The sequence below is a fragment of the Streptomyces sp. NPDC054765 genome, assembly GCF_053612065.1.
Window position 1 is genome coordinate 56,712 of the sequence record NZ_JBSHBP010000023.1, and the last position, 26,636, is coordinate 83,347.

General features: G+C 71.3%; 22 protein-coding genes and 1 pseudogene. 9 read left to right on the forward strand and 14 right to left on the reverse strand.

All coding sequences use genetic code 11. The features are described 5' to 3' along the window. The first annotated feature begins 69 nt into the window (after positions 1 to 69). From ACWGJY_RS17100 to amaB, 3 genes are read left to right on the forward strand one after another with little or no spacing between them, the layout of a single operon-like run. Positions 70 to 1,239, forward strand: a complete 1,170-nt coding sequence (locus ACWGJY_RS17100; RefSeq protein ID WP_453261653.1) for an NAD(P)/FAD-dependent oxidoreductase — start codon at positions 70 to 72, stop codon at positions 1,237 to 1,239. Positions 1,240 to 1,267: 28 nt separating this feature from the next. Continuing rightward, positions 1,268 to 2,659 carry a 2-oxoadipate dioxygenase/decarboxylase gene (gene hglS / locus ACWGJY_RS17105; protein ID WP_453261604.1) on the forward strand — a complete coding sequence of 464 codons (1,392 nt, stop codon included), beginning with the start codon at positions 1,268 to 1,270 and terminating at the stop codon, positions 2,657 to 2,659. Between the two features lie 47 nt (positions 2,660 to 2,706). Beyond that, positions 2,707 to 4,236, forward strand: a complete 1,530-nt coding sequence (amaB, locus tag ACWGJY_RS17110) for an L-piperidine-6-carboxylate dehydrogenase (protein ID WP_453261605.1) — start codon at positions 2,707 to 2,709, stop codon at positions 4,234 to 4,236. 135 nt (positions 4,237 to 4,371) lie between these two features. Here amaB and ACWGJY_RS17115 read toward each other — a convergent pair whose 3' ends face one another. The 4 genes from ACWGJY_RS17115 to ACWGJY_RS17130 form a co-directional block, all read right to left on the reverse strand. Then, the gene (locus ACWGJY_RS17115; RefSeq protein ID WP_453261606.1) at positions 4,372 to 4,698 is read right to left on the reverse strand and encodes a hypothetical protein; all 327 of its coding nucleotides are present in this window, start codon (positions 4,696 to 4,698) and stop codon (positions 4,372 to 4,374) included. Between the two features lie 87 nt (positions 4,699 to 4,785). After that, on the reverse strand, positions 4,786 to 5,628 hold the full coding sequence (locus tag ACWGJY_RS17120; protein ID WP_453261607.1) for a DUF1206 domain-containing protein: 843 nt from the start codon (positions 5,626 to 5,628) through the stop codon (positions 4,786 to 4,788). 120 nt (positions 5,629 to 5,748) lie between these two features. Continuing rightward, positions 5,749 to 7,035, reverse strand: a complete 1,287-nt coding sequence (locus tag ACWGJY_RS17125) for a PP2C family protein-serine/threonine phosphatase (protein WP_453261654.1) — start codon at positions 7,033 to 7,035, stop codon at positions 5,749 to 5,751. Between the two features lie 398 nt (positions 7,036 to 7,433). Next, complete coding sequence (locus ACWGJY_RS17130; RefSeq protein WP_453261608.1) at positions 7,434 to 8,327, reverse strand: Vgb family protein; 894 nt, start codon at positions 8,325 to 8,327, stop codon at positions 7,434 to 7,436. A 636-nt stretch (positions 8,328 to 8,963) separates the two neighbouring features. On the opposite strand from ACWGJY_RS17130, the gene ACWGJY_RS17135 reads away from it, so the two are divergent. Further along, positions 8,964 to 9,845, forward strand: a complete 882-nt coding sequence (locus ACWGJY_RS17135) for a SigB/SigF/SigG family RNA polymerase sigma factor (protein WP_453261609.1) — start codon at positions 8,964 to 8,966, stop codon at positions 9,843 to 9,845. Positions 9,846 to 9,984: 139 nt separating this feature from the next. Here ACWGJY_RS17135 and ACWGJY_RS17140 read toward each other — a convergent pair whose 3' ends face one another. Continuing rightward, positions 9,985 to 11,220: a PP2C family protein-serine/threonine phosphatase gene (locus ACWGJY_RS17140; protein WP_453261610.1), complete on the reverse strand. Its 1,236-nt coding sequence runs from the start codon at positions 11,218 to 11,220 to the stop codon at positions 9,985 to 9,987. Between the two features lie 104 nt (positions 11,221 to 11,324). Next, positions 11,325 to 12,083 carry an IclR family transcriptional regulator gene (locus ACWGJY_RS17145; protein WP_453261611.1) on the reverse strand — a complete coding sequence of 253 codons (759 nt, stop codon included), beginning with the start codon at positions 12,081 to 12,083 and terminating at the stop codon, positions 11,325 to 11,327. 196 nt (positions 12,084 to 12,279) lie between these two features. Here ACWGJY_RS17145 and ACWGJY_RS17150 point away from each other — a divergent pair, with 196 nt between their 5' ends. Further along, positions 12,280 to 12,906: an alpha-ketoglutarate-dependent dioxygenase AlkB gene (locus ACWGJY_RS17150; RefSeq protein ID WP_453261612.1), complete on the forward strand. Its 627-nt coding sequence runs from the start codon at positions 12,280 to 12,282 to the stop codon at positions 12,904 to 12,906. Between the two features lie 126 nt (positions 12,907 to 13,032). Here the strand turns inward: ACWGJY_RS17150 and ACWGJY_RS17155 are convergent, their stop codons facing one another. The 6 genes and pseudogenes from ACWGJY_RS17155 to ACWGJY_RS17180 all read right to left on the reverse strand — a co-directional run bounded on the left by ACWGJY_RS17155 (position 13,033) and on the right by ACWGJY_RS17180 (position 19,874). After that, complete coding sequence (locus ACWGJY_RS17155) at positions 13,033 to 13,311, reverse strand: hypothetical protein (RefSeq protein ID WP_453261613.1); 279 nt, start codon at positions 13,309 to 13,311, stop codon at positions 13,033 to 13,035. Positions 13,312 to 13,737: 426 nt separating this feature from the next. Beyond that, a complete protein-coding gene (locus tag ACWGJY_RS17160; protein WP_453261614.1) occupies positions 13,738 to 15,351 on the reverse strand; it encodes a N,N-dimethylformamidase beta subunit family domain-containing protein in 1,614 nt (537 codons plus the stop codon). Positions 15,352 to 15,450: 99 nt separating this feature from the next. Then, a pseudogene (locus ACWGJY_RS17165) lies at positions 15,451 to 15,931 on the reverse strand (TetR family transcriptional regulator C-terminal domain-containing protein); the annotation flags it as partial. 96 nt (positions 15,932 to 16,027) lie between these two features. Further along, positions 16,028 to 17,323, reverse strand: a complete 1,296-nt coding sequence (locus tag ACWGJY_RS17170) for a glycosyltransferase (RefSeq protein WP_453261615.1) — start codon at positions 17,321 to 17,323, stop codon at positions 16,028 to 16,030. A 189-nt stretch (positions 17,324 to 17,512) separates the two neighbouring features. Beyond that, positions 17,513 to 18,574: a class I SAM-dependent methyltransferase gene (locus ACWGJY_RS17175; protein WP_453261616.1), complete on the reverse strand. Its 1,062-nt coding sequence runs from the start codon at positions 18,572 to 18,574 to the stop codon at positions 17,513 to 17,515. Positions 18,575 to 18,671: 97 nt separating this feature from the next. After that, positions 18,672 to 19,874 carry an acyltransferase family protein gene (locus ACWGJY_RS17180; RefSeq protein ID WP_453261617.1) on the reverse strand — a complete coding sequence of 401 codons (1,203 nt, stop codon included), beginning with the start codon at positions 19,872 to 19,874 and terminating at the stop codon, positions 18,672 to 18,674. Positions 19,875 to 20,462: 588 nt separating this feature from the next. Here ACWGJY_RS17180 and ACWGJY_RS17185 point away from each other — a divergent pair. Then, positions 20,463 to 21,539 carry a S1 family peptidase gene (locus ACWGJY_RS17185; RefSeq protein ID WP_453261618.1) on the forward strand — a complete coding sequence of 359 codons (1,077 nt, stop codon included), beginning with the start codon at positions 20,463 to 20,465 and terminating at the stop codon, positions 21,537 to 21,539. A gap of 58 nt (positions 21,540 to 21,597) precedes the next feature. Here ACWGJY_RS17185 and ACWGJY_RS17190 read toward each other — a convergent pair whose 3' ends face one another. Then, complete coding sequence (locus ACWGJY_RS17190) at positions 21,598 to 22,626, reverse strand: phosphotransferase family protein (RefSeq protein ID WP_453261619.1); 1,029 nt, start codon at positions 22,624 to 22,626, stop codon at positions 21,598 to 21,600. A gap of 195 nt (positions 22,627 to 22,821) precedes the next feature. Beyond that, positions 22,822 to 23,403, reverse strand: a complete 582-nt coding sequence (locus ACWGJY_RS17195; RefSeq protein WP_453261620.1) for an Ig-like domain-containing protein — start codon at positions 23,401 to 23,403, stop codon at positions 22,822 to 22,824. Between the two features lie 1,072 nt (positions 23,404 to 24,475). Between ACWGJY_RS17195 and ACWGJY_RS17200 the strand changes: the two genes are divergently transcribed. The 3 genes from ACWGJY_RS17200 to ACWGJY_RS17210 all read left to right on the forward strand — a co-directional run. Continuing rightward, complete coding sequence (locus tag ACWGJY_RS17200; RefSeq protein WP_453261621.1) at positions 24,476 to 25,168, forward strand: hypothetical protein; 693 nt, start codon at positions 24,476 to 24,478, stop codon at positions 25,166 to 25,168. A 125-nt stretch (positions 25,169 to 25,293) separates the two neighbouring features. Then, the gene (locus ACWGJY_RS17205; protein WP_453261622.1) at positions 25,294 to 26,046 is read left to right on the forward strand and encodes an IPT/TIG domain-containing protein; all 753 of its coding nucleotides are present in this window, start codon (positions 25,294 to 25,296) and stop codon (positions 26,044 to 26,046) included. Between the two features lie 169 nt (positions 26,047 to 26,215). Next, the coding region (locus tag ACWGJY_RS17210) for an IPT/TIG domain-containing protein (protein WP_453261623.1) at positions 26,216 to 26,636 on the forward strand (421 nt) is incomplete at its 3' end.

A 26,636-nucleotide genomic window follows, 5' to 3' on the forward strand; every position in this document is an offset into this window, starting at 1 on the left:
CCCCAGCCACGCGCCGGACGGACGCCCCGGCGCCGGCTTCGGCCTCTGGAAGGGATCGGCCTCTTGTCCATGTCATCCACCTCCCGCACCGTTCCGCCGACCGCCGACGTCGTGATCGTCGGCGGCGGTGTGATAGGCACCAGCATCGCGTTCCACCTGGCCGAGGCCGGGGTGCACAACATCGTCGTCATCGAGCGCGGCGAGCTGGGCAGCGGCAGCTCGGGCAAGCCGATCGGCGGAGTCCGGGCGCAGTTCTCCGACCCGCTCAACATCGCTCTGGGCAGCAGGAGTCTGCGCGCCTGGCAGGACTTCGGACAGCGCCCCGGCGCCGACGTCCGGCTGGACGGCGTCGGCTATCTCTTCCTGCTCACCAGCGATCAGCAGGCCGCAGATTTCGAGGCCGGTGTCCGGATCCAGAACAGCCTCGGCGTCCCCAGCCGCATGATCGGCCCCCGCGAGGCACAGCAGCTGTGCCCCTACCTCACCACCGACGGGCTGGTGGCCGCCGCCTACTCCCCGACCGACGGCCACGCCCGGCCCGGACTCGCCGTCCAGGGCTATGCGCGCGCCGCCGCCCGAGCCGGCGTCACGTTCGCCACGCACACCACCGTCACGGGCCTCGACACCACCGGGGACCGGGTCACGGCCGTCCACACCGATCACGGCCGGATCTCCTGCTCCACGGTCATCTGCGCCGCGGGCGCCTGGTCCGCCCGGCTCGGCGCGATGGCGGGCGTCCACCTCCCGGTGCGCCCGGTACGCCGCCAGCTCGCCTTCACCGCACCGCTTGCCCCGCCCTCCCCGCGCATCCCCTTCACCATCGACTTCGCCTCGACGGCCTACTTCCACAACAGCGACGACGGCCTGCTGTTCGGCCTCGCCGATCCCGGCCAGGCCGAGGGCTTCGACACCACCTGGACACCGGAGTGGCTCGACCTGTTCCGCGCCGCCGCCCGGCGCCGGGCCCCCGCTCTCGCCGAGATGGAGACCGCCGGCGGCTGGGCCGGGCTCTACGAGGTCACCCCGGACCACAACGCACTGATCGGACGCGCCGGCGCGCCGCACAACTTCCTGTACGCCACCGGGTTCTCCGGCCACGGCTTCCTCCAGGCCCCGGCCGTCGGCGAGATCATGCGCGATATCCACCTGGAGCGCACACCGTTCGTCGATGTGACCTCCTTCAGTGCCGACCGCTTCACGACCGGTGCCGAGATCCGCCCCGAAATCCATGTGGTGTGAATCCCCCCGACGGAAGGATGACCTGCCGATGATCAGCCAGTGGCAACTGCGCGCCGCGTTCGCCCAGCGGCTCTCGGACATGTACGGCCGGGAGGTGCCCGCCTACACCACGCTCGTGGAGGTCTCCCGCGAGGTCAACGAGGACGTGCTGCGGGCACAGGGCGCCGACGCCGAACGCCTGGGGTCCATCAGCCGGGTGACCGCGGAACGGCACGGCGCCATCCGCGTCGGCACCCCCGGGGAACTGCGGCAGGTCGCCCGCATCTTCGGCGCCCTGGGCATGCACCCGGTCGGCTTCTACGATCTGCGGGAAGCCGCCGCCAGCGCGGTCCCCGTCGTCTCGACCGCGTTCCGCCCCGTCGACGGCGGGGAACTGGCCCGCAACCCGTTCCGCGTCTTCACCTCCATGCTCACCCCCGCCGACCCCCGGTTCTTCGATCCCGATCTGCGCGCCCGCCTGGAGAACTTCCTCGCCGGCCGTCAGCTCTTCCCCCCGGAACTGCTGGCACTCGCCGACCGCGCGGAAGCCGCCGGGGAACTGCCCGAAGCGGACGCCGAACGGTTCCTCCACCTCGCCGTGGCGGCCTTCGAACTGTCCCGGGAACCCGTCGACCAGGCGTGGTACGCCACCCTGGAACGGGTCTCCGCGGTCGCCGCGGACATCGGGGGCGTGCGCAGTACCCACATCAACCACCTCACCCCCCGCGTCCTGGACATCGACGAGCTCTACCGCCGGATGACCGAGCGCGGCATCGAAATGATCGACACCATCCAGGGGCCTCCCCGCTGGAAGGGCCCCGACGTCCTGCTGCGGCAGACCTCCTTCCGTGCGCTCGCCGAGCCCCGCGCAATGCGCACCCCGGACGGCAGCGTGACCAGCGGAGCGCTGCGGGTGCGCTTCGGTGAGGTCGAAGCCCGGGGCATCGCCCTCAGCCGCGAGGGCCGGGCCCGCTACGACCGGTTGCTCGCCCGGGTCGACGACCGGGCGGCCCACAACCCCGGAGCCGACCGGGCCGGCCTCGCCCGCGCCCTGTGGGCGGAAGAACTCCCCGACACCGAGCAGGAACTCGCCGTACAGGGCCTGGCGCACTTCACCTACCACGCCGTGCCCGACCGGCCCCGGGACGGAAGCCGGCCGCCCGCCGGGCTCCGTGACCTGGTGGAGCAGGGCTGGGTTCGTGCCGAACCCGTGGTCTACGAGGACTTCCTGCCCCGCTCCGCGGCCGGCATCTTCCAGTCCAACCTCGGCGACGAGGGCTCCAGGAACAACGACCAACAGGGCGCCGCCTACGACAGCGCATGGCTCTCCGACGCCCTCGGCCGCGACGTCCTCGACCCCTTCGACCTCTACGAGGGGCAGCAGAACCGCTCCCTCGCGCAGGCCGCCCGGGACCTCGGACTCGACGGCACACCCCGCTGACCCACCCGACCCGCCACCCGCACCCCTCCACACCCCAAGGGAGCATCATGACCAGCACCATCCTCCCCACCACCGAGGACCTGCGCACCCGTGCCCGCAGCAGCCTCGCCGCCCTCGGCGTCACCGTGCCGGAAGGCAACGACTTCTCCGCCCGCAGCCCCCTCACCGGCGAAGACCTCTTCGGTCTGCGCGCGGCCACCGCCGAGGACACCGAGGAGGCCATCGCCGCCACCCGCGAGGCATTCCTCACCTGGCGCACCACCCCGGCGCCCCGACGCGGCGAACTGGTGCGCCGCCTGGGCGAGTTGCTGCGGGACCACAAGAGCGACCTGGCCGACCTCATCACCATCGAAGCGGGCAAGATCCGCTCCGAGGCGCTCGGCGAGGTCCAGGAAATGATCGACATCTGCGACTTCGCCGTCGGCCTCTCCCGCCAGCTCTACGGCCGCACCATCGCCTCCGAGCGCCCCGGCCACCGGCTCGCCGAGACCTGGCACCCGCTGGGCGTGGTCGGCGTCATCTCCGCGTTCAACTTCCCCGCCGCGGTGTGGTCCTGGAACACCGCCGTCGCCCTGGCCTGCGGCGACACCGTGATCTGGAAGCCCTCCGAATTCACCTCGCTGATCTCGCTGGCCTGCGACCGGCTGCTGGACCGGGCCGCCGAGGAGGTCGGTGCGCCACGCGAGGTGCACCGCTTGCTGCTGGGCGACCGCACCGTCGGCGAGAAGCTCGTCGACGACCCCCGTATCGCGCTGGTCAGCGCCACCGGCTCGACCCGTATGGGACGCGAGGTCGGCCCCCGCGTCGCCGCCCGCTTCGGCCGCAGCCTGCTCGAACTCGGCGGCAACAACGCCGCCGTCGTCGCGCCCTCCGCGGATCTCGACCTCGCCGTTCAGGGCATCGTCTTCGCCGCGGCCGGCACCGCCGGGCAGCGCTGCACCACCCTGCGCCGTCTCATCGTCCACCGGGACATCGCCGACACCCTCCTCGCACGGCTGACCGCCGCCTATCAGAAGCTCCCCATCGGCAACCCCTTCGACGAGACCACCCTCGTCGGACCCCTCATCTCCACCGCCGCCCTGGACGCCATGCAGGACGCCCTCACCCGGGCACAGGCCGAGGGCGGCAAGATCCTCGCAGGCGGCAACCGCCGCCTCGCCGACGCCGCGCCCCGGGCCGGTTACGTCGAGCCGGTCCTCGTCCGCGTCGACGCACAGACCGACGTCGTCCGCGAAGAGACCTTCGCGCCGATCCTGTACGTGCAGACCTACGACACCCTGGACGAGGCCATCGCCCTGCACAACGACGTCCCGCAGGGCCTCTCGTCCAGCATCTTCACCCGCGACCAGCAGGAAGCCGAACTCTTCCTGTCCGCGGAGGGCTCCGACTGCGGCATCGCCAATGTCAACATCGGCACCTCCGGCGCCGAGATCGGCGGTGCCTTCGGCGGGGAGAAGGAGACCGGCGGCGGCCGCGAGTCCGGCTCCGACGCCTGGCGCGCCTATATGCGCTCCGCCACCAACACGATCAACTACTCCGGCCGGCTCTCCCTCGCCCAGAACGTCAGCTTCCTGTAGCCGTCGACGGGTCCCGAACCCGCCTGAGCCCCGTCACCCGCCCCCGCCCTGCCTCGCGCAGGGCGGGGGTTCGTCATGGCCGGGGCCGTCCGGTACCGCCTCCGGGCCTTCGCCGGCCAAGAAGCCTGCGACAGGTCACGCGGGCGCCTGGTCCGTCGCATGGCACGAGGCGGCATAACGGCCCCGGTCGCCGGCGGGCGTCCAGCCGCCGGTGCCCCGGCCGGGGTCGGCGAGGGCGAAACCGTTGTCGAGCAGTTTCTCGCCGAGGGCGGCGGCGGGGAAGCCGCTGCCGTCGGGCGTGTCCTCAACGGGCCACAGCGTGACGAGCAGGGCTTCGGTGTCGCCGGTGTCGGGTTCGCTGTCGAGGCTGGCGACTTCGAGGTGCCAGCGGCCGTTGCGTACAAAGGCCTCCGCGCGGAAGACGGCCCGCGCTGCCGGGGCATTCTGCTCGGTTTCGGTCATGCGACGGGAGCTCCTGTCGTGGGGCGGGGAGTGCCGGACATGCGGTGACGATACGGGGAGACGGCGGGAGCCGGTCTCGTCCCTCAGTCAGACCTTCCGCCACCGGGCCATGGCGAAGGAGAAGAGGCCGAACAGCGCCAGACCTGCGGCGATGGCGGCCAGCAGCCAGGGACCGGCCGAGGTGCCGGCCAGGGAGCGGAGTGTGTCGTCCATCCCTTTGGCGCTGCCGGGGTCGTAGGTGACCGCGGCCTTGACGACGAACGTACCGGCGACCGTGAACACACCACCGCGGGCGATGCCACCGGATACACCGAGGACATCGACACCGCGCCGCACGCGGCGCGACATTCCGCTCCGGTCGAGGTTCTTGTGGAACCTGCGCAGGGCCGCCCGCACCGCGATCCAGATTCCGGCCACGGTGATGCCCGCACCCGCGGCGGCCACCAGCCAGGGACCGTCGGGCAGTTCGAGGGCCTTGGCCGTGGCATCCCGGGACTGCTGGTCGCTCGCCCCGCTGCCGCTGCCCTTCTTCCCCGCCGCGAACGACAGCACCGAGAACGACACCACCGCGTAGAAGAGGAAGCGGGCCAGGGACAGCAGTCGTGTCCCGGCCTTGTGCCCGTCGGGGCCGGCCGCGCCGAACCCCGCTTCGGACAGGCGCCACAGCGCCATTCCCGCCAGCCCCAGGCCGAGTGCCCATATCAGCACGCTGCCGAACGGCCGGGCGGCGATTTCCGCCAGTGCTCCGCCCCGGTCGGCCTGCTCACCGGAGTCGCCGAATGCGATCCGCAGCGCCAGCACGCCCACGAGGAGGTAGATCACGCCCCGGGCCACGAAACCGCCGCGTGCCGCGGCCCGGACCGCCGAGCTGTGTGCGGCACGGTGCGCGGTGCGTCGTCCGAAGAGGGGTACCGCAGTAGTCAATGGCATGGGTGACCTCCAGAGCGCTTCTGCCCCGTCGTCGGGGGTGCACTCCAGGTGCCTCCTGGCCGGGGACACCGCCCCGGGTCCTTCACCCGCCTCCCGTACGGCGCCCCACGCTCCGGCGCCTCACAGGACGTCTCTGGCGGGCGTGGTCCAGGGGGCGGGCGGGGCGTCGCCGACGGTGGAGTGTTCCGGGAGACCTGCGAGGGCTTCGACCCGGGCGGGACGGTAGGGGGTCGGGCCGCTCCATTCCAGCAGCAGGACCGTGGCGTCGTCGCCGAGCAGTCCGTCGTGGTAGGCGAGATGGCGCCGGATCAGACGCCGCAGGGTCTCCGGCACGGGCAGCCCGTCGGCATGGTGCTGGATGAGGAAGTCGGTGAAGCCCGCCAGGCCGAACTCCCGGCCCTCACGATTACGGGCCTCGGTGATGCCGTCGGTGTAGAGGAGCAGGCGGTCGCCGGGCTCCAGCTGATCCCGGCGCAGGGTGGGCCGCAGACCCAGGTCGGTACCCATGGGAGGGGCGGGCGGACAGGACAGGCTCAGGGCGGTGCGGCCTTTGCGGATGATGACCGGCGGCGGGTGCCCGAGGCTGGTCCAGGTGAGCACTCCGGTGGCGGCGTTCAGCTCGGCCAGCAGGCCCGTGGCGTAGCGGCTCGACTCGAACTGTTCCACCAGGGCCTGTTCCACGGCTTCGGCGATCTCCAGGATTCCGGGGCTCTGCCGGCGCCGGTTGCGGCTGGCGGCAACCGCGAGACTGGCGGTCAGTCCGGCGGCCGTGTCGTGGCCCATGGCGTCGAAGAGCGCCAGGTGCACGGTCTCGTCGGCGATGGCGTAGTCGAAGACGTCGCCACTGACCTCATAGGCGGGCTCCATCACCGCACTGATCAGCACCCGGTCGGTGGCGAAGGTCCGCGGCGGCATGATGCGCCACTCCATCTCCGCGGCCACATTCATCCTCCGGCGCCGTACCAGCCCGGCGTAGGTGTCGCTCGCCCCACGCTTGCTGACGATCATCAGCGCGACCAGCCCGGCGAGGTTGCGCAGGTCCTGGCCCGCCTGGGGATCCATCTCCGCGCCCGGCGCCGCAGAGGCGCGGAGCGCCCCCAGGCGTTCGGTGCCGTCGAGCAACGGAACCCACCACTGGCCGGCCGCGGAGGAGGCGCCGGCGGCGATGCCCCCTGTCTGGAACGCCCTCCCCGCGAGCGTGCCTTCCACGCGCACCACCTCCGGCGGCGGCGCTTCCCCTTCGGAACCGTCCCCATGGCCGGCGAGCAGGCAGAGGACGTCCTGTTGCAGATCGGCCAGGTAGATCTGCACGTCCAGCCAGCCGACCCGGGCCGCGTGCTTGCGGACCACATCCGGCAACTGCTCCAGCGTGATCACATGGCTGGCGGCGATCAGGTCCGCCAGCATCCGCCCCCGGGCGGCTGGACTGCTCATTTCGACACCTCTCCTCGGGTTGCAGCTCGCCGAGCGCTCGCCCCGTGGGCTGTCCATGTCGTGGCACCGTCGGCCGGCATTGCTCCCAGCGGCGATGCGTGTGCTCTCGATGGTGACACCGAGACGGAGCTTGCCGAGAGCGACACCGCGGTGAGATACGGGGGCGAACGGCCCGCATGCGTCGGCCGGCGTCGCGACGGTGGCCTGGGGCTGCCGATGTGAACGCGCCGCGCCGCGCCGCCGGCCGCGCCGCCTGCCGCTTCGCCGGCCCGCCGGCCGCTCCGCCACATGACCGGAGCGCACCGCACGGCCGCCAGTCGCCGGCGGGGGCGCGGCGTCCGGCGGGAGCGGCTGTACCGGCCCGCCGCCGGCTAGAACTCCATGCGGGCGATCGCTCCGATTTCCAGTGCCACATAGAGGGCGCCGTCCGTCCCGAAGGCCAGGCCGTGCGGCTCCGAGGACGGGGTCGGCAGGTCGTACTCCTCGATGCGGCCGTCGGGGGTGATGGACCCGATGCGACTGGCTCCCCACTCGGTGAACCAGCAGTCACCGGCCGGGCCGGCGACGATCGCGTGCGGCCGGGACGCCTGGTCGGGCAGGGGGAACTCGTCGATCTGACCGTCCGTGGTGATCCGGCCGATCCGGCCGGCGCCTATCTCGACGAACCAGAGCGCGCCGTCCGCACCGCAGGTGATGCCGACCGGTGCGGCATTCGCGGTCGGGAGCGGATGGAGGGTGATGTCGCCCTCCAGGCCGAGACGGCCGATCGCGTGTGCTTGATTGAGGGTGAACCACAGGGCGTCATCGGGACCGGTGGTGATGGCCGAGGGAAAGGCACCGCTGAGGGGCAGCGGGAACTCCGTCACCCGGCCGTCCGTGGTGATACGCCCGATGCGGTCGGTGTGCAGCTGGGTGAACCACAGTGCGCCGTCGGGGGCGGACACCATGCCGAACGGGCCGCCGCCCTCGGATGGAAGGGGGAACGAGGTTGCCTCCCCGGCCACGGTGATCCGTCCGATCCGGTGGTCCTGACTCCGGGTGAACCACAGCGCGCCATCGGATCCCGGGGTGATGAGGGAGGGCCCACAGGATGCGGAATCGAGCGGATAGCGGTCGAGCCGGCCGTCGAGCGTCAAGCGGGCGATCTGTCCCGCGTGGACCAGGGTGCACCACAGCGCGTCGTCGGGGCCCGTGGTGAGGGCGTAGGGGCCTGACCCGGCGTCGGAGACCGGGATCTGCTGGAACGAGGGGGCACGGCGGGCCATCGGGCGGACACTTCCCTGGGTTTCGTTACTACTACAAGTGTTGCGTTAAATGATGGTGTCACGAAGGCCGCCGCACGGGCAAGGGAATAAGGCCGCCGCACGGGCAAGGGAATTCCGGGCGGGACTTCGCGCGCGGCGGTGTGACGGCGGCGAGCCGCGGTGCCCGGCGGAAGCGCCAGCCCGGAAGCGCCACAATCCCGGAAGCGCCACCCCGCACGGGCTCCCGCGCGCCCCCTCATGGCGCCCCTTCGCGAGGCTCTCAACGCGCGAAACACCTCTCCTCCCGTGGCCGGCGTGCCGCGATGCCGTCGAGGAGGAACGCCGGGCTGAGCTGGAACTGCTCGTCCATGCCGGCTCCTGACGGCCGAAGGCCACCCGGACCTGTACGCGTGCGAGGTGTCCCGCGCGGGCCGCGGGCCGCTCCATGTCCTGTGGGCGGCGGGGGACGTCTTCACCGGCGAGGACGAACCCGGCACACCCGTCGGCCGGCCGTGGCCCCACCCGACCGTCCATGCCCTCGACGGCGTGGGGACGCCGGCGGCCCGTGGCGGTCAAGGGAAACGGCGGGACATGCCTGTGGCGGCGGCGGGTAGGGGAGCGGGCGACGGGGGCTCAGCAACAGGCGGGAGCCAGCGCATGAGCAGCAACAGCACCTTGACCACGGGAACGGAGCCGGAGACCACGTCGACGGAGTGTGCCGTTCCGGCTCCGACGGTGCTGCCGCAGATCCGGGTTCCGCAGCGCGTCGCCCCTTCCGACGCAAGGGAGTTGTCCAGGCAATTCCTGCTGCGACTGCAGGAGTTGGAGGAGGGGACCCCCGAGTACCAGTACGCGCGGAACACCCTCATCGAGATGAATCTCTCCCTGGTGCGCTATGTCGCCCGCCGCTTCTCCAGCCGCAGGGAGTCGATGGAGGACGTCCTGCAGGTCGGGACGATCGGTCTGATCAAGGCGATCGACCGCTACGACCCCTCCCGCGACGTGGAGTTCACCACGCTGGCCGTCCCCTACATCCAGGGCGAGATCAAGCGGTTCTTCCGCGACACCACCTGGTCGGTGCGGGTGCCGCGGCGCCTGCAGGAACTCCGTATCGACCTCGCCCGCGCCCGGGAGGAGCTGGAGAGCGAGGGCCGCCACGAGCCGTCCGTCGCCGACCTCGCCGCCCGCCTCGATCTCGGGGAGGCGGAGGTCGCCGAAGGGCTCGTGGCCGGCAACGGCTACGACAGCGACTCGATAGACCGGCCCATCCAAACCGGCGGCAAGCAGCAGACCGGTCTCGTCGCCGACCTCATCGGGACCGAAGATCCCGCCCTCGCCCTGGCCGAGGACATCCAGGCCCTCAAGCCGCATCTGGCCAAGCTCGACGACCGTGAACGCACCCTCCTCCAGCTGCGCTTCGGGCAGGAAATGACCCAGGCCGAGATCGGCAGGGAACTCGGCCTCTCCCAGATGCATGTCTCCCGCCTCCTGACCCGCGCCTGCACCACCCTGCGCAAGGGACTCATGGCCGAGGCGTGACGTGGCGGCCGTGCTGACGGCTGCGGGGTGGAGCGGTGGCCGCCTCCGGGGGCGGACGGCCGGGCAGGGGGACGACGCGCGGGCCGGGGGCCGCCACACCACATACCCCGAGGTGAGGTGCTCCTGCGCGCAAGCCCTCCTACTCGCAGGCCACCCGAGGGGAGGGCCACGGGTCGGCCGGCCGGTCCGGTTCGCCCGCCGCCACCGGCGCGGCGTCGGCCGACTTCCGGAGGAGGAGCATCGCGGCGTCGTCGTGCAGCTCGCCGCCCACATGCGCGAGCAGATCCTCATGGAGCGCGGCCAGGGTGCGGGAAGGATCCTCCGAAAGGTGCCGGGACAGCCGCTCCGCGAGTGGGTAGAACTCACGCTTGTGGTCCCGGGCCTCGGTCACACCATCGGTGTAGAAGAGCAGCTGGTTACCGTCGGACAGGGGTACTTCCTGCAGGCCGGGAGCCTCGTCGGCCAGGGCCCGCAAGCCCAGCGGCGGGGCCGGCCGGACCGGTTCGACCGGCAGCACGCCCGCGTCATGGACCAGGAGCGGGGCGGCATGACCACAGTTGACCAGCTCCATGCGGCCGGCCTCGGGGTATCCGGCCAGCACCGCGGTGACGAAGTCGTCCGGGCCGAGATTGCGCGCCAGGCTCCGTTCGATCCGGTGGACCACATCCAGGAGATCCGGCTCGTCGTAGGCCGCCTCCCGGAACACGCCCAGGACCAGAGCGGCGATCCCCACCGCCGGCAGCCCCTTGCCGCGCACATCGCCCACGATCAGCCGGACCCCGAACGGGGTGGGCACCAGTGCGTAGAGGTCACCGCCGATGCGTGCCTCGGCAGCGGCGGCGCTGTAGCGGACCGCCGTCTGGAAATTCCCGACCGTTGCCGGGACGGGCTTGAGGAAGGCGTGCTGGGCGGCCTCGGCAACGGACCGCACGGCGGCCAGTACCTGTTCGCGACGCCTGCGCAGAGCACTGGCCAGGCTGCTGGCCAGCGTCACGGCGGACAGCGTGGACAGCACGATCGCCTGTTCGCTGCCCGGCGCACCACCATGAAGACCGAGCGCCGCGCCCAGCGCCACCGCCAGGACACCGACGCGGACAACGCCCCACGGCCCGCTGGTGGCGGCAGCCAGTGAGGGGCCCACGGCGAGCAGCGGCAGCCAGCTCATGCCGGTCCCGCCGCAGAGAGACAGGAACGCCACGGCCGCGATGATCAGAAGCGGCACGCCGGAGGCGAAGTGCCGGCGGGTGTCCGTCGCACCGGACGATGCGTCGCCCCGGGGCGCGGGCTGCCGGACCGGCGCCCGCAGAGCGGAGAACGGCTTGGCGAGCTGCCACCGCGGCAGGTGGTCGTGGTGATGGATCGGGGCTTCGCGCATGTACTGGTCCGCAGCTCGCTTCCCTGCTCAGGGCACTTACATTCCTAAATGTCCGTTTCGTCTAGGAAACGGGTGTCTGTGGGGAAGGCGCAAGGGCCGGAATTTCAGATAGTGAGCGACAGTCCCCTGGTCACACGGGTCGCTGCCGGAAGCAGCCGGTTGCGGACCTCGTCGATACGCGAGGCCCGGTCCGCCCGGAGCGATACCCCGAGGGATCCGAGCATCTCCCCGCTGTACACCGGTACCGCGACGCAGAACGTGCCGAGGGCGTACTCCTCCATGTCCGTCACCACCGGTGCCATGGGCAGGGTGTCGAGCTTGCGCAGCAGTTCGGCCCGGCCGGTGATGGTGCGGGGCGTGAGGTCGGCGAGGGGATGCCGGGAGAGGTAGTCGTCGCGGGCCTCGTCATCCAGCTCGCGCAGTACGCACTTGCCCAGCGCCGTGGCGTGCCCGGCGTCCTCGAAGCCCACCCAGAGGTCGACCCGTGGCGCCCGGGGGCCGTCGACGATCTCGGCGACCCGGATCTCGCCGTCCTCGTAGAAGGTCAGATAGGCGGCGGCCGACAGATCGTCCCGCAGCGAGGCGAGCGCGGGGCGGACTCGATTGAGCAGCGCCTGCCCCCGTCCGCCCGCCTGCAGGGTGTCCAGCTTGTCCCCCAGGACGAAGCCGCCGTCCTCCAGCTTCCGGATGTACCCGTCGTGAGCCAGCGTGCGCAAGAGGTGATACGTGGTGGCCAGCGGCAATCCGGTCTCGCGCGCCAGCAGCTTCGCCGGTGCGCCGCCCTCGTGCGCGCCCACGGCTTCCATCAAGCGGAAGGCTCGCTGGACGGAAGTGATGAGCGTAGGGCCCTCTCCGTTGCCCATGTCTTCAGCGTGCGCCCGGCACCCCGTGCAGGCAAGGCCGTCCCGGGGCGGCGGCGGTTTCCTTGCGGACGGCAGGCGCTGCGACGCGATCGGTGAGCGGGGGAGCGGCCGGCCTCTGGAAGTGCCGGGTGCCGGGGAGGCGCACCGCCGGATCTCGCACCAGAACACACATTCGATTATGACGTACCCTGAAAGCATGGCCATGCACCTACAGGGCTCGCTCTTCGACCAGGCCGACGAGGTCCGTCTCGGTCCGCTGTGCGGGGTGCGCAGGACCCAGCTCGGCGACGGGGCCTGGATCGATCTGCTGCCCGGGTGGCTGAGCGGGGCCGATGCCCTGTTCGCGCAGCTTGCCGCCGAGGTTCCCTGGCAGGCCGAGCGCCGGCGGATGTACGAGCACGTGGTGGACGTACCGCGGCTGCTCGCCTTCTACCGAGCCGACGACGCACTGCCGCACCCCGTGCTGGACGAGGCCAGGGACACGCTCTCCGCCCACTACGCCGCGGAGCTCGGCGAACCGTTCACCACGGCCGGGCTCTGCTACTACCGGGACGGCCGCGACAGCGTGGCCTGGCACGGTGACCGGATCGGCCGCGGCAATCGCGAGAACACGATGGTCGCCATCCTGTCCGTGGGCGCGCCGCGCGATCTGCTGCTGCGGCCCCGGCGCGGCGGCGCCGCCGTACGGCGGCCGCTCGGACACGGCGACCTGATCGTGATGGGCGGATCCTGCCAGCGGACCTGGGAGCATGCGATCCCCAAGACTGCTCGGGCGGCCGGACCGCGGGTCAGCGTCCAGTTCCGGCCCCGCGGAGTGCGCTGACTGCGGGCGCGTCGTCCGGTGTGACGTGGCGGGGCCTCGGGATCCGGGGCGTGTCCCGTGCGCGCACGCGGGTGGGCCCCCGGGCCGGTGCCGGCCCGGGGGCCCACAACTGCTGCGGAGGTGTGGTCAGCGACGGTGGCAGTCCAGGTGCTCGCGGTGCCAGGTCCTGGTCCAGTAGCCGTGGTGGCGCATGCCGTGCCGGTCACGCCAGGCCGGGTGCCAGGTGCGGGTCCAGTGCCCGTGGATCATGTGGCACCGCCCCCCGTCGACGTGTCGGGTGGCGGTGTGGTCCCCGTGGTGCGACGGGGCTGCCGAGGCGATGCCCACCGAGGAGAGGACGGCGCCTCCGGCGAGGGCAACGGTGGCGGCGCCGAGAGCGAGGGCGCGCTTGAATCCGTCAGTCATTGAGGATCGTGCCTTTCTGCATTGCCATGGTGCGAGCTGCCCCGCCGATGGCCGGGCAGGAATGACAATGCACCCGCGCCGCCGCCATATCCCGCCAACACCAAAGGCTTTACACAATGCAGACGGAAGCCGAAAGAAAGTATTTATCGGACTTATGTGGTGGAGGGGGAGAGGGGAACCCCTGTGGGGCGGGCAGCAGTTGGGCCGGCAGGCGCGCGGGCTCCGCGAAGACGGCGGTGACGAGCCGTCGGGTCAACGCCTCGGCCCTGCACGGTCCTTCCAGCCGGGGAGCAACGATTCCGGGGAGGGCGCGCCGGCCCGCGCGGGCGCCGTCGGCCTCCGTACGCGCCAGGCTCCGACGTGCGAGAACGGTGTGCAGGGGCGCCGGTTCCCGGCCGCCCACAGCCCCCGGGCCGCGGATGACGGTCAACTCCCGTAGATGCTCGGTACGTTGTTCCTCGGGGCCGGCCGCGGGGTCGCGGCCGGCCCCGAGGCAAAGGCGCGGAACAGGTTCTCGGTGGTGCGGGTGACGAAGGCACTGGTGCGCCCGTCCATACCGTGATCCCGGCCGTTCTCGCGGGTGCCCGCCATGAGGGCCTCGACCCACCGCATCGTCCCGGAGGAGAAGACACCGGCGCCGCCCGGCACGGTGTAGTACGCGGAGTCCGAGTGACTGCTGCGTCCCGCGCAGACGAGCGGGGAGTGGGCGAGGATCTCCAGCGGCTCGGGGGTGGGCGCCTCCGGGGTGACCCGGTCGTACTCCACCCCGACAAGGTGGTGGAAGGAATCGCCCCGCTTCACTCCCGTACCCGCAAAGAGCCAGTGGTCCGCACTGTGGACGACATAGGGCGCATCGGTGGGATAGCCCTCGTAGAAGACGCCCGTCAGGGACGACTCGGGGGCCGCGGCGGGGGGTTGGCGGAAGTCATGGGTCGGCGGGCCGTGGTGGTCCGCGAAATACGGGTCGTCCTGGTAGGCGGACTTGTAGCAGACCACCGTGCGGGCGGTGCCGGGCGATCCCTGCTCCAGCCTGACCCGGCGGAAGCAGGCGTTGGCGCCGAGGAAGGCCAGATTGGTGCCCGCATCGCGTGCCCGGGTGATGTGCTCCCGCTGCTGTGGGGTCCAGTACTCGTCGTGGCCGAGCGAGACCGCCGCTGCGGCGCCCCGCAGCACCGCGGGGTCGAGGTGGACATCCACGCTCGTGGTATAGGCCAGGGGGATGCCGAGCCGCTCCGCGAGGACCACCACCGCGCGCTCATAGACCAGGAACTTCTCGGCGCCGTTCTTGTCGTAGGGCCGGTCGAACGTCACCGCCAGCGACCGCGTCCCGTACGCGCCGTCCTCGCCCTCGTAGAGGTTGTAGCCGCCCCACTTGTTGTACGCCTGCCACGTGGTCACCGCGTGCATCAGCACCGTCCTGCCCGCGGCGCTCGCGGAACGGATGATCAGCGGGACGTACCGCTGGTGCCCGTTCTCCGCGTCGAGCCGCAGCAGATACGCGCCCGGTGGCCAGCCGCCGGTGCGCACACCGAGGGTGCGCTGCCAGTCCGCCCGTACGCCGCGGGTGCCGGGCAGCACCCGCGGGCGGCGCTGGACCCGCCCCGCCACCCTGCCCGAACGCCAGACCAGCCGGGCCTGGGCCCCGCGGTACCAGCCGACCCGGTAGGCGGAGACCACGAGTCCGGGTGCGGTCGTGGAGAGATGCAGTCCGAACTCCTCTCCCGGGAGAACACTCACCTTGTCGGTGTAACCCTGGACCGCCTCGGGCGGGCCCGGCGAGCCGATCCGCCAGTCGGGATTTCCCTGCCGGTCCCGCTCCGCGTCGATGCCGGAGGGGTCGCCACCGGTGGTGCTGCGGGAGGCTCCGTGCCGTCCGCCCGAGGGGGAGTCGCAGCCGGCGGTGAGTCCCGCGGCGATCCCGGCGGCCCCCACCGCGGCGGCCCCGAGAAAGTGCCGGCGGTCCAGGCCGCCCGGTGTGCCCGTGTGCCCGCGCTCCCCGTCGCCCCGGCCGTGCGCGCCGTGCTGTGCGTCGTCGCCCATGGAATCGCTCCCGCGTGTCCTGCCTGCTGTGCTCTCAGGGCGATCATCCGGTGGCGCGGGCCGGTGGACGACCCCGGAGGGGCCGATTGCAGGGCCGGTTCACCCCTGGGCCGGGAAGAGCCGGTCGAGGTGGTGGCGGAGGACCGCCGCGGCGGCCTCGGGGGTGCGCTGACCCACCAGGACGCCGGTGCCGAGGCCGGCCGACAGGGCGAGCAGACCGAGCGCCTCCGTGCGGATGTCGATGCCGGGGGCGGTGAGCCCGGCCGCGCGCCCGCTCCAGCTGGCCGGCCACCCTGTCCTCGGCCGCATGGGGGCCGTCGATGAACGGCTGGGCGGCCGGCGCCTCATCCGTCACGGCCGGCACGGCGTAGGCGGTGCAGACGCGGTGAAAGGTCCGGCTCTCCTCGTCGGCCGGGAGCGCTTCGAGGAGCACGGCCTCGATCATCTCCCGCGGTCCCGGGGTGTCCCCGGCGGCCCGGACCCGGTCGGCGATCCGGGCGCCGAGCCCGGCGGCCGGCCGCTGCAAGTCATGGAGCAGCAGCTTCTCCTTGGTCTCGAAGTAGTACTGCACCAGCCGCAGCTCCGGCCGAAGCGGTCGGGACCGGCCGGGGCCGGTCCGAACAGCTGCGGGCCCGGCCGGCAGCGGCACGTGGTGTCGCTCCTGCGCCAAGCAGCCTCAGCCGCCGGAGCCTCGACCGCCCCTGGGGTCCCCTCCCGCCAGCTGCTCCACCGCCGCCAGGACCCGGCCGGCCCCGTCCTCCGTGCCGATCAGCGCCGACACCTGCCGGGCGCGACGACGGTACCGGGGGTCGTGCACGGCCTTCCGCACGGCGGCCGCGAGATCCTCCGCGGACAGCCGCCCGAAGGGAATCCTTCCCGGACTGACTCCGAGTGAGATCAGACGCGACGCCCAGAAGGGCTGGTCCAGCATCATCGGTACCGGGACCGCGGGCACCCCCGCGCGCAGCCCGGCCGCCGTGGTTCCGGCTCCCGCATGGTGGACAACGGCCGCCATCCGGGGAAACAGCTGGGCGTGCGGAACCTCACCCACCGTCAGTACCTCGTCTCCTTCGACGGACAGACCGGCCCAGCTCGTCTGTACGACACCGCGCACCCCGGCGAGCCGGAAGGCTCGTGCCAGAAGGCGCGCGAGTCGCTCCGGGTCGGTGGGCGTCATGCTGCCGAAGCCCACAAAGACCGGCGGCGGGCCGGATCGGAGGAAGTCCGCCAGCCTGGATTCCGGGGTCCAGTCAGGAGCCTCCGACGGCCACCAGTAGCCCGACACCTCCATTCCCGGCCGCCAGTCGGCAGGCCGGGGAACCACCGCCGGGCTGAAACCGTGGTGGACGGGCCACGTTGCCCGCCGCCGCTCCAGGGCATCCGCCGTCACGCCCAGTTGCCGTTGCAGATGGCGCACCCCGGGAGCAAAGGCCCGAGCCAGCAACGACTGGGCGCAGCGGCCCAGCATCCGGTTGCCGAACGGTCCCCACGACGGCATGCCGAAGATGACCGGGGGGAACTCCCGGGTGGGAGCGAGGGGCTGCAGGAACACCCCGATGCCGGGCAGTTGCAGGCCCTCCGCCGCCACGAGCCCCAAGGGGGCCAGGCTGCTGGAGAACAGAAGGACCTCCGCACCCGACGCACAGGCCTCGGTCACCGCGTCGGCCATCTCCGGGGCCAACTCCCGTGCCAGCCTTACTTGTTCGGCCTTGGTGAGGCCGGTCTTCCGGTCACCCTTCCCCGTTCCGTCACCCTTCCCCGTCCCGTGACCCTTCTTGTCGTCCGTTCCGGAGGTGGCGTACCGGTCGAGCGGCAGGGCGTGGAAGCCCAGCCCGCTGCGACGGACCAGCCCGGCCGAGCGCGCGTGCGTGGCGATCACGACCCGGTGCCCGGCACGGTGCAGCCGGGCCCCCAGACCGGTGTACGGCGCCACGTCCCCGTGCGAACCTGCGGTAGCGATGAGGATGTGCATAGTCGGCAGTGTTCCGTTTCCTTGACTGCGGTGATTCCGGCCGCGCGTGGCTTCACCCGGGCGGGCTCTTCGTCGCATTCCCGGCCGGCTGAACTCGCTTGCCTTCCTGTGCAGTTGCAGTTGCGTGAGGGACGAGGGTCCGGTGACCGCTGCTCCGGGACCTTCCCGGAGCGGCCCGGAGCTGTGCGGTCAGTCGCGACGGGCGACCACCCGGTAGGCGTTGGACAGCCGGGTGCGCCGCGTGACCGGAGCCGACAGGAGGTCGAGCCCGACGAGGACGAGCAACACGGGCGCGACGGCCAGCAGGGACAGCCTGCGGACCCAGCGGCTGAGCGGACCCGGTCTCTCCGGCAGCCAGGGCAGATCTTCCTTCGGCAGGACGGTTTTGAGCAGGTTCACCGCCGCGGACGTCAGATCGGTGGGGACATGGGGCTCCCGCCGGTCGGTCGCCACGACGGTGAAACCCTGCTCCGCCAGTGCACTGCAGAGGTTGTCCAACGGGATGAAGTGCAGATGCTGCGGCTGCAGCCACGGTCCCCACCACTGGCCGAGCAGCCGCGCGGCGACGGACTCGGGGTCGGGGACCTCCACCAGGAGGTGACCGCCGGGCCGTAGCGCGGTGTGCGCGGCGGCCAGTTCCTGCCGAGGCGCCAGGGTGTGTTCCAGGTAGTGGTACATGCTCACCACGTCGAAATGGCAGGCCAACTGGCCCGCCAGCCCGACGAAGGAGCCGCGGTAGGCCCGTGCGATACGGCCGTTGCGTGCGGCGATCTCGACGCCCTCGCCCCAGTCGAGCCCGTGGAATCGGGTGTCCGGGTGGATTCTGCGGGCCTCGGCGCAGAAGTGGCCGTGACCGGTGCCCACGTCCAGCCACCGTAAGGGGCGGCTGAACGGCAGCATGGCGCGGGCGCGTGCCCGGTAGAGCCTGACGGCGAGGGGCGAGCAGGCCAGCCGGGCCATCGTTGCCTCACCCAGGCCGTCGTAACAGTCGCGGTAGTAGAAATCCAGCCCGTCCGCGCTCAGCCGGGGATTCTGGAACACATGACCGCAGCTGCGGCACTGGTCGAGCCGGAAGCTCCCGGGTTTGTGCTGCGGATGGTCGGTGGTGCGCAGGCGCCCGCGCAGACGGGACGAGGTGCACCACGGGCAGGTGGTGCGCCGTGGTTCGAAGAACCGCTCCAGCCCATGTGCCAGCTCGTCCTGGTAACGGGGCCGGTGGGCGGCGATTTGCTCGCTTCGCGTACGGGACATGGGGGACCTCTTTCGGAGGTAGTGCTGATCGGGGGAGTGGTGACACCGGTGCTGCCGCCGGGCGCGGCAGACCTGGCGGCGGACCGCCCCGGAACGGTCACGAGCCGGCGGCCGCACGCGCGCGACCACGCGGACGAGGCGTGGAGAAGCGGCGCACACACGGCCGCTCCACCCCCGCGTACAGCAGCCACGAGGCCAGCAGTACGACGGGGAGGCCGGCCAGCACCACGGAGAGGTTGCTCCAGCCAAGACCCGTCAAAGACAGGTACATCAACCCCAGCACCAGGAAGTGGACCAGGTACATGGCGTAGGAGATCTCACCGAAAAACACCAGCGCGGGTGCGCGCAACAGCGATCTTCTGCCGCGCAGGTCCAGCTCCGCGGTGGCATGAACCAGCATGACGAGCGGTGCCACGGTCGAGGCCGCGTACAGGAAACTGTGCGGCAGGTACGTACTGTTCACCACGATCGCGCTGATGACGCCCAGCGCGGCCGGCAGCACACCGACCCGCGGAAGCCGGATTCCCACCGCGGAAATACGGGCCGCCAGCATGCCGAGGAGGAACTCGGGCAACCGTGTGATCGGCAGCATGTACAACGACCAGTAGCCGGGGAACGACGGCCCGCCGGGGTTGAGGACGAACTCATAGAGCACCGGACAGGTCCAGACGAGGGTGATGGCCGTGCCCGCACCGATCAGAAGTCCACGGCGCGACAGCCGCTCGACCCACGGCAGAAGTATGGGGAAGAGAAGGTAGAAGAACATTTCGGCGGCCAGGGACCAGGAAACCGGGTTTCCGGCAGACACGAAGCGCCGGCTGGGCACCCAGGTGTTCACCAGAAAGAGGCTGGAGACGTTGGCCACCAGTCCGGAGCCGCGCAGGGCCGTCGTCACACCGGTACAGGCGAGCGCGGCCATGACCACGCACCAGGTCAGAAAGTGATTCGGGAGAATCTTCGCGGCACGCCGCCGCCAGAAGGCCCGCGCGGTGTCGCCCGAGCGGGCGGAATGGGTCAGCACATAGCCGCTCAGAATGAAGAAGAGCGAAACGGAACTCGCACCCACCCACACCTCGGGCCCGAGGGTTTGCGCGAGGTGCGGATGGATCAGCAGTGCGCTGTGGGTGTAGACGACTCCGCCCGCAGCGGCGAAGCGCAGACCGGTCAGAGAAGGCAACCGCTGGGGCCGGCCGGATCGTGCGCCGTCCGTCGCCGACGGCTCCTCCGTGCCGATGCGGCCGACAACGACTCGGCCTGCCGTGGTGGTGGACCGGGACGACGGTCTGGGGAGAGGGTGCACGAGAGGCCTCCTGCGAGGGAACGCCCAGGTCCGTGACCACCACACATATACAAAGAGGAGCGCGGGTGGGGTCGCCCGGGGGACCGGATGGCATGACTGATCCAGCCCGTGCGGAGGAATGGGCGGCCCGTCGCGCGGATAGCCTGATTGACCCACCGCTGCCTGTCCCGTGCCTAGGGAGGGGGGCCGATTTCACTCGTACGGACCAGTGCCTCGTGAGCCCCGTCGGCATCAATTGCCCGGAGAAATGGCGGGGTTGTGCCATAGGGCCACCCATGGAATGCCGCACGGAATGACAGCCGTCGGCGCCTGTCCGAAATCCGCTTTACGGGGGCAACTCGAAGAACGGGCACGGCGGTATATGAAGAACGGGCCCGGCGGTATATCCAGAGGGCGGCCGAATATCCAGGAGGCGGCCGATGACGCCACCGGCCGTACAGGTGATTCCTGCCCACCCCTGGCCGGGCGGGTGTAGCACGAAGCAGGCACAGGAAAGAATGATGGCGTGCCGCCGTGCCACGCCCACAGGCCGCTTGTGGCGCCGACAAGATATCCACTGCTGGCCCGAATCCCACCAGAGGTCTTGAGTTGAAGCACACAAGCGCACCGACGTCCCGCATCGTCCTCGGCGGTGCCGGTGTGGTGGCCCTGATCGCCGCCGCACTCACCCTGCAGAGTGCGCAAGCCGCTCCCGCCCGGACCCCCGAGCCCCCGTCGGGCACCGGCGCCGCTCAGCGCGCCAGGGACATCGGCTCCGCTCTCGGCGCCAACGTGGCGGGCTTCTATTACGACGCCCGGAACCACAAGCTCATCGTCAATGTGACGACCGAAGCAGCCGCGCACAAGGCCCGTGAAGCCGGTGCCGAGGCCAGGATCGTCAGGCATTCCCTCACGTCGCTGAACGCCGCCCGCGCGACGCTCGCGCAGAGAGCCACGATCCCCGGGACGTCCTGGGCGATGGACCCCAGGACCAACCAGGTGGTCGTCGTCGCCGACCGCACGGTCAACGGCGACCGCCTGGCGCGCCTCAAGAGCGTCGCCTCCTCACTCGGTGACCGCGTCGCCCTCAGACGATCGGCGGGCACGCTCCAGCCGCTGATCGCCGGTGGCAACGCCATCTGGGGGAGTGGTGCGCGCTGCTCGCTCGGCTTCAACGTCATCAAGGACGGCGAGCCGTACTTCCTGACCGCCGGCCACTGCACCAACGCGGTACGGAGCTGGTCCACCACACAAGGGGGCCCGGAGATCGCCGAGACCGAGACCGGCACCTTCCCCGGTGACGACTACGGGATCGCCAGGTACACCGACGACGACCTCGCGCACCCCGGCCGGGTGGACCTCTACAACGGCAAGAAGCAGTCCATCGCCACGGTCGGCGATGCGATCGTGGGGGAGAGGGTGCGACGCAGCGGCAGCAGCACCCATATCCAGAGCGGTGACGTCACCGCCGTCGATGCGACGGCCAACTACCAAGAAGGATCCGTCGATGGTCTGATCCAGGCCGGCATCTGCGCGGCATCCGGCGACAGCGGCGGCCCGCTCTTCGACGGCCACACCGCGCTCGGCCTGACGTCGGGCGGCCGGGGCGACTGCCTCCTGGGCGGCGAATCCTTCTACCAGCCCGTGCGCGAGGCCCTGGAGAAGACCGGATCGCACCTCGGCTGATCCACCGGCCCGGTACGGCAGGCGAACGGCCCGCGCCCGAGGCCACATGGCCCGGCCGCTACGGGCGCTGTGCGGGCAGCGGTCCGAGCGTGGGCCAGCGGGTCAGCATGCGCTGACGCACGTCTGAAGAGAGCCGGTGCAGACCACTGAGGTCGGCACGGTCCGTCGTCATCCGTGCGACGACACCGAGCCGGTGGACCAACCGTTGCCGGGCCGTCGCGGTGCCCCACTTCCAGTCCTGCTCCGGGATCCGCGACAGGTGGTCGACGGTGCCGCGGTGGGCCCGCTGCACCAGCGCGTCGCCGCGCAGCAGCCAGCCGGCACAGGCATCGGTCAGATCGCCGTGCGGCGCGGTGCCGGTCGCGGCCCTCCACGCGGTGCGGTAGGCGGTCTCGGCGCGGTCCATGAGCGGTTCGGTTGCCGTGGTGGCGCACCAGCAGGTGGGAAAGCCGATGCGCAGGTACGCGAGTTCCATCAGTCCGTTGCCCAGTGCGGCCTGCTCGAAGTCGATGAATCCGACTCCCCGGGCGGTGTGCAGATCGTTGCCGGGGCACGGGTCCCCATGGAGCAGGGCGTGCCCCGGTGCCCGGCCGATCCGCTCCACGAGCTCGTCCAGTTGGGCGGGTGCCTGGGACGGCACCCAGGCGCCCAGTGCCTCGGCGAGGCGGAGGAAGGAACTGATGTCGTCCCGTGTCGGACCGGACCATGCGGGCAGCAGACCGGCGTCGTCAGGGGTGCCGGTGGCGTGCAGCCGGGCCAGGGCGGTGGCGTAGCCGACGATCCAGTCACGGGACGGCCGGCCGGGCCCGAGGTCCTCCAGGACCAGTACGCGCGCCGCGGGGTCGGTGCCGAGCAGGGCCGGCACGATGGCCGGCTCGGCCCGGGAGGCGATCCGCAGGGCGGTCACTTCCCGCTCGTAACGCTGTACGGCATCGGGGCCCTCGACGATCTGCTTGACGACCGCCGGTTTCCCGTTCAGTGCGACGCGCCAGACGCGTGAACGCGGGCTGCTGCTCAGTCTGCGGGGTCGTGCGGGCATCCCCAGCCCGGTCCGTAACCTGTCTCCGAACGGCAGTTGCGACGTCATGGGGCGCATCCTTCCATCCGAGCGCGGAAGCCGTCGCGCCTTTTGCTCCCCGCGGCTCATGCCATGCCGTCTGCGGAGGTCAACCAGCCGTTCCATGGGGTGAGTGGGGAGCAGCGAGCCGCGGAGGGGCCGCCCGGACGTCGCGTCGCACATCGCAGGCGAGCAGTGCACCGGATTCCGGCGGATCCCGGGCCGTCACACATCCGCAACGACGCGATCCTCATGACACGTCTGGACAGTGGTCCCGGTGGACCCCGCGAAGCTGACGTCGCCGTTGTAGTTGGCCGTGACGGAGTAGGTCCCCTTGGGCAGTGGACTGAACGTCGCGGTGGCCGTGCCGCCGGCGAGAGTCACGGTTTGCGGGGTACGCCCGGTGAAGGCGAGCGTGATGGTCCCGGTGGGCGTACCCGCTCCGGGAGCAACGGGGGCCACGGTCGCGGTGACGGTCACTGGCTCACCCGTAGACGAGGGATTCGGCGCGGAGCTCACGGCGGTGGTGGTCGCGGACCGGTTGACGGTTTGGGTGTCGGTCCCGCTGGAAGCCGTGAAGCCGGTCTCCCCGCCGTAGGTGGCCGTGATGGTGAACGGGCTTCCCGTGGTGCTGGTGTAGGCGTGGGTGACGGTGGCGGTGCCGCCGGACAGGACTGCCGGTGCGGAGCTGGTGCCATCGCCGAAGAGGAAGGTGACCTTCCCGGTCGGAGTACCGGACCCGGAGGAGACGGTCGCCCTGAGGGTCACCGTCTGGCCGACCACCGAGGGGTCGGGAGACGAAGTCACCGTGGTGGTGGTTGCTTTGTTGACGGTTTGGGTGTCGGTGCCGCTGGATGCGGTGTAGTTGGTGTCTCCGTTGTAGGTGCCCGTGATCGCGTACGGACTGCCGGCGGTGCCGGTGTAGGTGTGGGTGGCGAGGGCCAGCCCGCTGACGGGTGTGGTGACGGACGGGCTGCCGTCGCCGAAGTCGAATGTGACGGTCCGTCGGGTTCCCGGCTCCCGGCGCGACGGACGCGACCGTGGCGGTGACGGTCAGGGACTGGCCGGCGACGGTGGGGTCGGGGGAGGAGACGACCGCCGTGGTGGTGGCTGCCTGGTTGACGGTCTGGGTATCGCTGCCGCCCGAGGGCAGGAAGCCGGCGTCCCCGTCGTAGGTCGCGGACACCGTGTAGGGGCCGCCCGCGCTCGTGTACGTATGCGTGGTCCTCGCGACGCCACCGGAGACGGGAAGCGAGGTGGGCGGCGCGCCGTCGCCGAAGTCGAAGTGACGGTGCCCGACGGCGAAAGGAGGGGCGGCCCACCGGAATCGGACGGACTCAGTAACCCATTCCGGTGAGACGACGGCAACGCACCGGGCGCGAGGTCACCCGAAAGGACGAGTGGAATCCGGTGTGGGAGCGGCCCGCCTTCATGAACGGCCGGGCCGTGGACGGCGGCCTTGGTCCGGCCGGTGAGCCGGGGGCGACCGCGCGGGCCGGGGGCGACCGCGCGGGCGCCCCGGAGTGGCGAAGGGCCATCAGCGGTCTGTGGTCGGCCAGTTGGGAATCCCGGCGCCAAGCCGCTGGTGTTGTGCGCCGCGGCCGACGCGCGCTCTGCCATTCGGGTGACGAGCCGTCAAGGGCATTGCAGGCATGCTCACTCGAGTGGATTACTGATGGCCATCCAATCCGGTGGGCCGCCCATCCTCTCGGGGGAGGCAGTCGGCCTACCTCGGCCGAACCCACTTGAGAACGCCGGCGGTGCAGTACAGGCGCCGTGGCGGGTGCCCTCCCACGCAGAGGAAGTGAAGGCATCAACCAGTGCCGTGCGTCGGCATCGGCTGGTGTGGCGGCTCACGTCACCTCTTCCAGGGGACGACATGCGAACTGTCCGTACATTGCGCGCCATCCTTGGTGTCTGCGCCCTGACCCTGACGCTGACCGCGGGGCTGGTCGCAGTCCCGAACTCGGCGCACGCTCAGACGCCCGTGCTGTGCAGCGAGACCTCGCTGGTGAACGCGATCAATGCGGCCAATGCGGCAGGCGGGGACACCTTGACGCTGGTTCCGTTCTGCACCTACCAACTCACCAGCGCGCACGGCAGCAGTCCCACCGGGCCGGTGGGACTACCGCCCATCACCACCTCGATCACCCTGCTGGGGATGGGAGTCACCATCGCCCGCGACCCGAGCGCCCCGGCCTTCCGGGTTCTGCAGGTCCAAGGTCCCGCGAACGTGCCGGGAACCAAGGGCCAGTTGAGCATGGTCGGAGTCTCCGTCCGTGGTGGCAGCGCCGTGCCCCCCTTTCCCGGGGGCGGCATCTCGAACCTGGGCGGCACGGTCTCCCTGCTCACCAGTTCCGTCACCGGCAACACCGCCGTCGCCGGGGGCGGCATCTACAACGACAACGGTGCCGTATCACTGACCGCCAGCACGGTCACCGGCAACACCGCCGTGACCAGCGGCGGCGGTATCTACGTCAACTCCGGGGGAGTGAACCTGCTCGCCACCACGGTGAGCGGCAACACCCCCGACAACTGTGCTCCGCCAGGCAGCGTCATCGGCTGCACCTGACGGCCCGGCCGACGCCTCGGCCGAATGCTCCACCAGGCAACCCACCCGCACCGTCGGCGGCGATCGCGGCCGCCCGGTCCTGGTTCGTCACTCCCATTCACACACCGCAACGAAGGAGCACCATCATGCCCATCTCCCCCAACCAAGGTTCGACCGGAGGCGGAACCACCGTCACCATCACCGGTACCAACCTCGGCGGCGCCACCGCCGTGCACTTCGGCACCAAGACAGCCACCATCACGGCCAACACCCCCACCTCGGTGACCGTCACCAGCCCGTCCGGCAGCGGTACGGTCCCCGTGACCGTGACCACCCCCGGCGGCACCAGCAACCCGCTGTCGTTCTTCTACGTCGGTGCGCCGTTCAAGTCCAGCATCTCCCCCGTGACCGGAGTCACCGCAGGCGGCAACACCGTCACCATCAACGGCACCGGCCTGTCCACCGCCACCGCCGTGCACTTCGGCGCGGTCACCGCGACCCCGACCGTGGTCAACGACGGCCAGCTGACCGTCACCGTACCGGCGGGTGCGGCGGCCGGACCGGTGGGCGTCAGTGTCACCACCGCGGGCGGTACCAACAACGGTCTATCCTACACGTACGTCGACGCGCCCACCATCGGCACACTGAACCCCAACTCCGGTCCGGCATCTGGAGGAACCGTGGTGACCATCACCGGCACCAACCTCGCCACCACCCAGTCGGTCGTCTTCGGGGCCACGCCCGCACCGTTCTCCGTCATCGACGACACCACGCTGTCCGTCGTCACCCCGCCCACGCCGGACGGTGCTCCCGGCCCCGCCGACGTCACCGTGACCACCAGCGGTGGCAGCGTCCTCGCCGCCGGTGGCTTCACCTACCTGGCCGGGCCGGGCATCTGACCGGCAATCCGCATCGCTGACGGCCTGGTCCCTCTTACCAGGCACGGACAGCCCGTCCGGGCAGGGCACGCCCTCGCCCTGCCCGGATACCTCACTATCCTGACGAGCTCCGGACCGGCGCTTCTCCTCTGCGGCCGGCCGGGGCTCACGCCCGAGAAGGATCATGGCCGTGAATCGCTCCGCACCTACACCCACCGCTTCCGCCGCGCAGCCGCTGGCCGCCGCCGCGCCCGCAGTCACTTCCGTCTCACCCACCTCGGGCTCCACCGCCGGTGGCACCCCGGTGACGGTGACCGGCACCGGCTTCACCGGGGCCACCGCCGTGCGCTTCGGCGCCACCCCGTCGCCCTCGTTCACCCTCGTCTCCGACACACAGATCACCACCACCGCCCCGCTCGGCACCGGGACGGTGCAGGTCACCGTCACCACCCCCAGTGGCACCAGCAACCAGTTCGTCACCTACACCTACGTCACCACGGCCGCGCCGGTTCTGTCGTCGGTGAATCCGGCTTCGGGTCCGGCGGCCGGTGGTACGACGGTGACGTTGACCGGTTCGGGTTTCACGGGTGCGACTGCGGTGCGGTTCGGTG

Excerpts from the sequence above, each read along its gene's own strand:
- ACWGJY_RS17200 (WP_453261621.1), top strand. The coding sequence starts at position 24,476 with ATGCGAACTGTCCGTACATTGCGCGCCATCCTTGGTGTCTGCGCCCTG.
- ACWGJY_RS17125 (WP_453261654.1), bottom strand. The coding sequence starts at position 7,035 with ATGCTGGCGGACCTGATCGCCGCCAGCCATGTGATCACGCTGGAGCAG.
- ACWGJY_RS17135 (WP_453261609.1), top strand. The coding sequence starts at position 8,964 with ATGAGCAGCAACAGCACCTTGACCACGGGAACGGAGCCGGAGACCACG.
- ACWGJY_RS17100 (WP_453261653.1), top strand. The coding sequence starts at position 70 with ATGTCATCCACCTCCCGCACCGTTCCGCCGACCGCCGACGTCGTGATC.
- ACWGJY_RS17190 (WP_453261619.1), bottom strand. The coding sequence starts at position 22,626 with ATGACGTCGCAACTGCCGTTCGGAGACAGGTTACGGACCGGGCTGGGG.
- ACWGJY_RS17155 (WP_453261613.1), bottom strand. The coding sequence starts at position 13,311 with ATGACTGACGGATTCAAGCGCGCCCTCGCTCTCGGCGCCGCCACCGTT.
- ACWGJY_RS17170 (WP_453261615.1), bottom strand. The coding sequence starts at position 17,323 with ATGCACATCCTCATCGCTACCGCAGGTTCGCACGGGGACGTGGCGCCG.
- ACWGJY_RS17140 (WP_453261610.1), bottom strand. The coding sequence starts at position 11,220 with ATGCGCGAAGCCCCGATCCATCACCACGACCACCTGCCGCGGTGGCAG.
- ACWGJY_RS17205 (WP_453261622.1), top strand. The coding sequence starts at position 25,294 with ATGCCCATCTCCCCCAACCAAGGTTCGACCGGAGGCGGAACCACCGTC.
- ACWGJY_RS17120 (WP_453261607.1), bottom strand. The coding sequence starts at position 5,628 with ATGCCATTGACTACTGCGGTACCCCTCTTCGGACGACGCACCGCGCAC.
- hglS (WP_453261604.1), top strand. The coding sequence starts at position 1,268 with ATGATCAGCCAGTGGCAACTGCGCGCCGCGTTCGCCCAGCGGCTCTCG.
- ACWGJY_RS17175 (WP_453261616.1), bottom strand. The coding sequence starts at position 18,574 with ATGTCCCGTACGCGAAGCGAGCAAATCGCCGCCCACCGGCCCCGTTAC.
- ACWGJY_RS17115 (WP_453261606.1), bottom strand. The coding sequence starts at position 4,698 with ATGACCGAAACCGAGCAGAATGCCCCGGCAGCGCGGGCCGTCTTCCGC.
- amaB (WP_453261605.1), top strand. The coding sequence starts at position 2,707 with ATGACCAGCACCATCCTCCCCACCACCGAGGACCTGCGCACCCGTGCC.
- ACWGJY_RS17145 (WP_453261611.1), bottom strand. The coding sequence starts at position 12,083 with ATGGGCAACGGAGAGGGCCCTACGCTCATCACTTCCGTCCAGCGAGCC.
- ACWGJY_RS17150 (WP_453261612.1), top strand. The coding sequence starts at position 12,280 with ATGGCCATGCACCTACAGGGCTCGCTCTTCGACCAGGCCGACGAGGTC.
- ACWGJY_RS17130 (WP_453261608.1), bottom strand. The coding sequence starts at position 8,327 with ATGGCCCGCCGTGCCCCCTCGTTCCAGCAGATCCCGGTCTCCGACGCC.
- ACWGJY_RS17160 (WP_453261614.1), bottom strand. The coding sequence starts at position 15,351 with ATGGGCGACGACGCACAGCACGGCGCGCACGGCCGGGGCGACGGGGAG.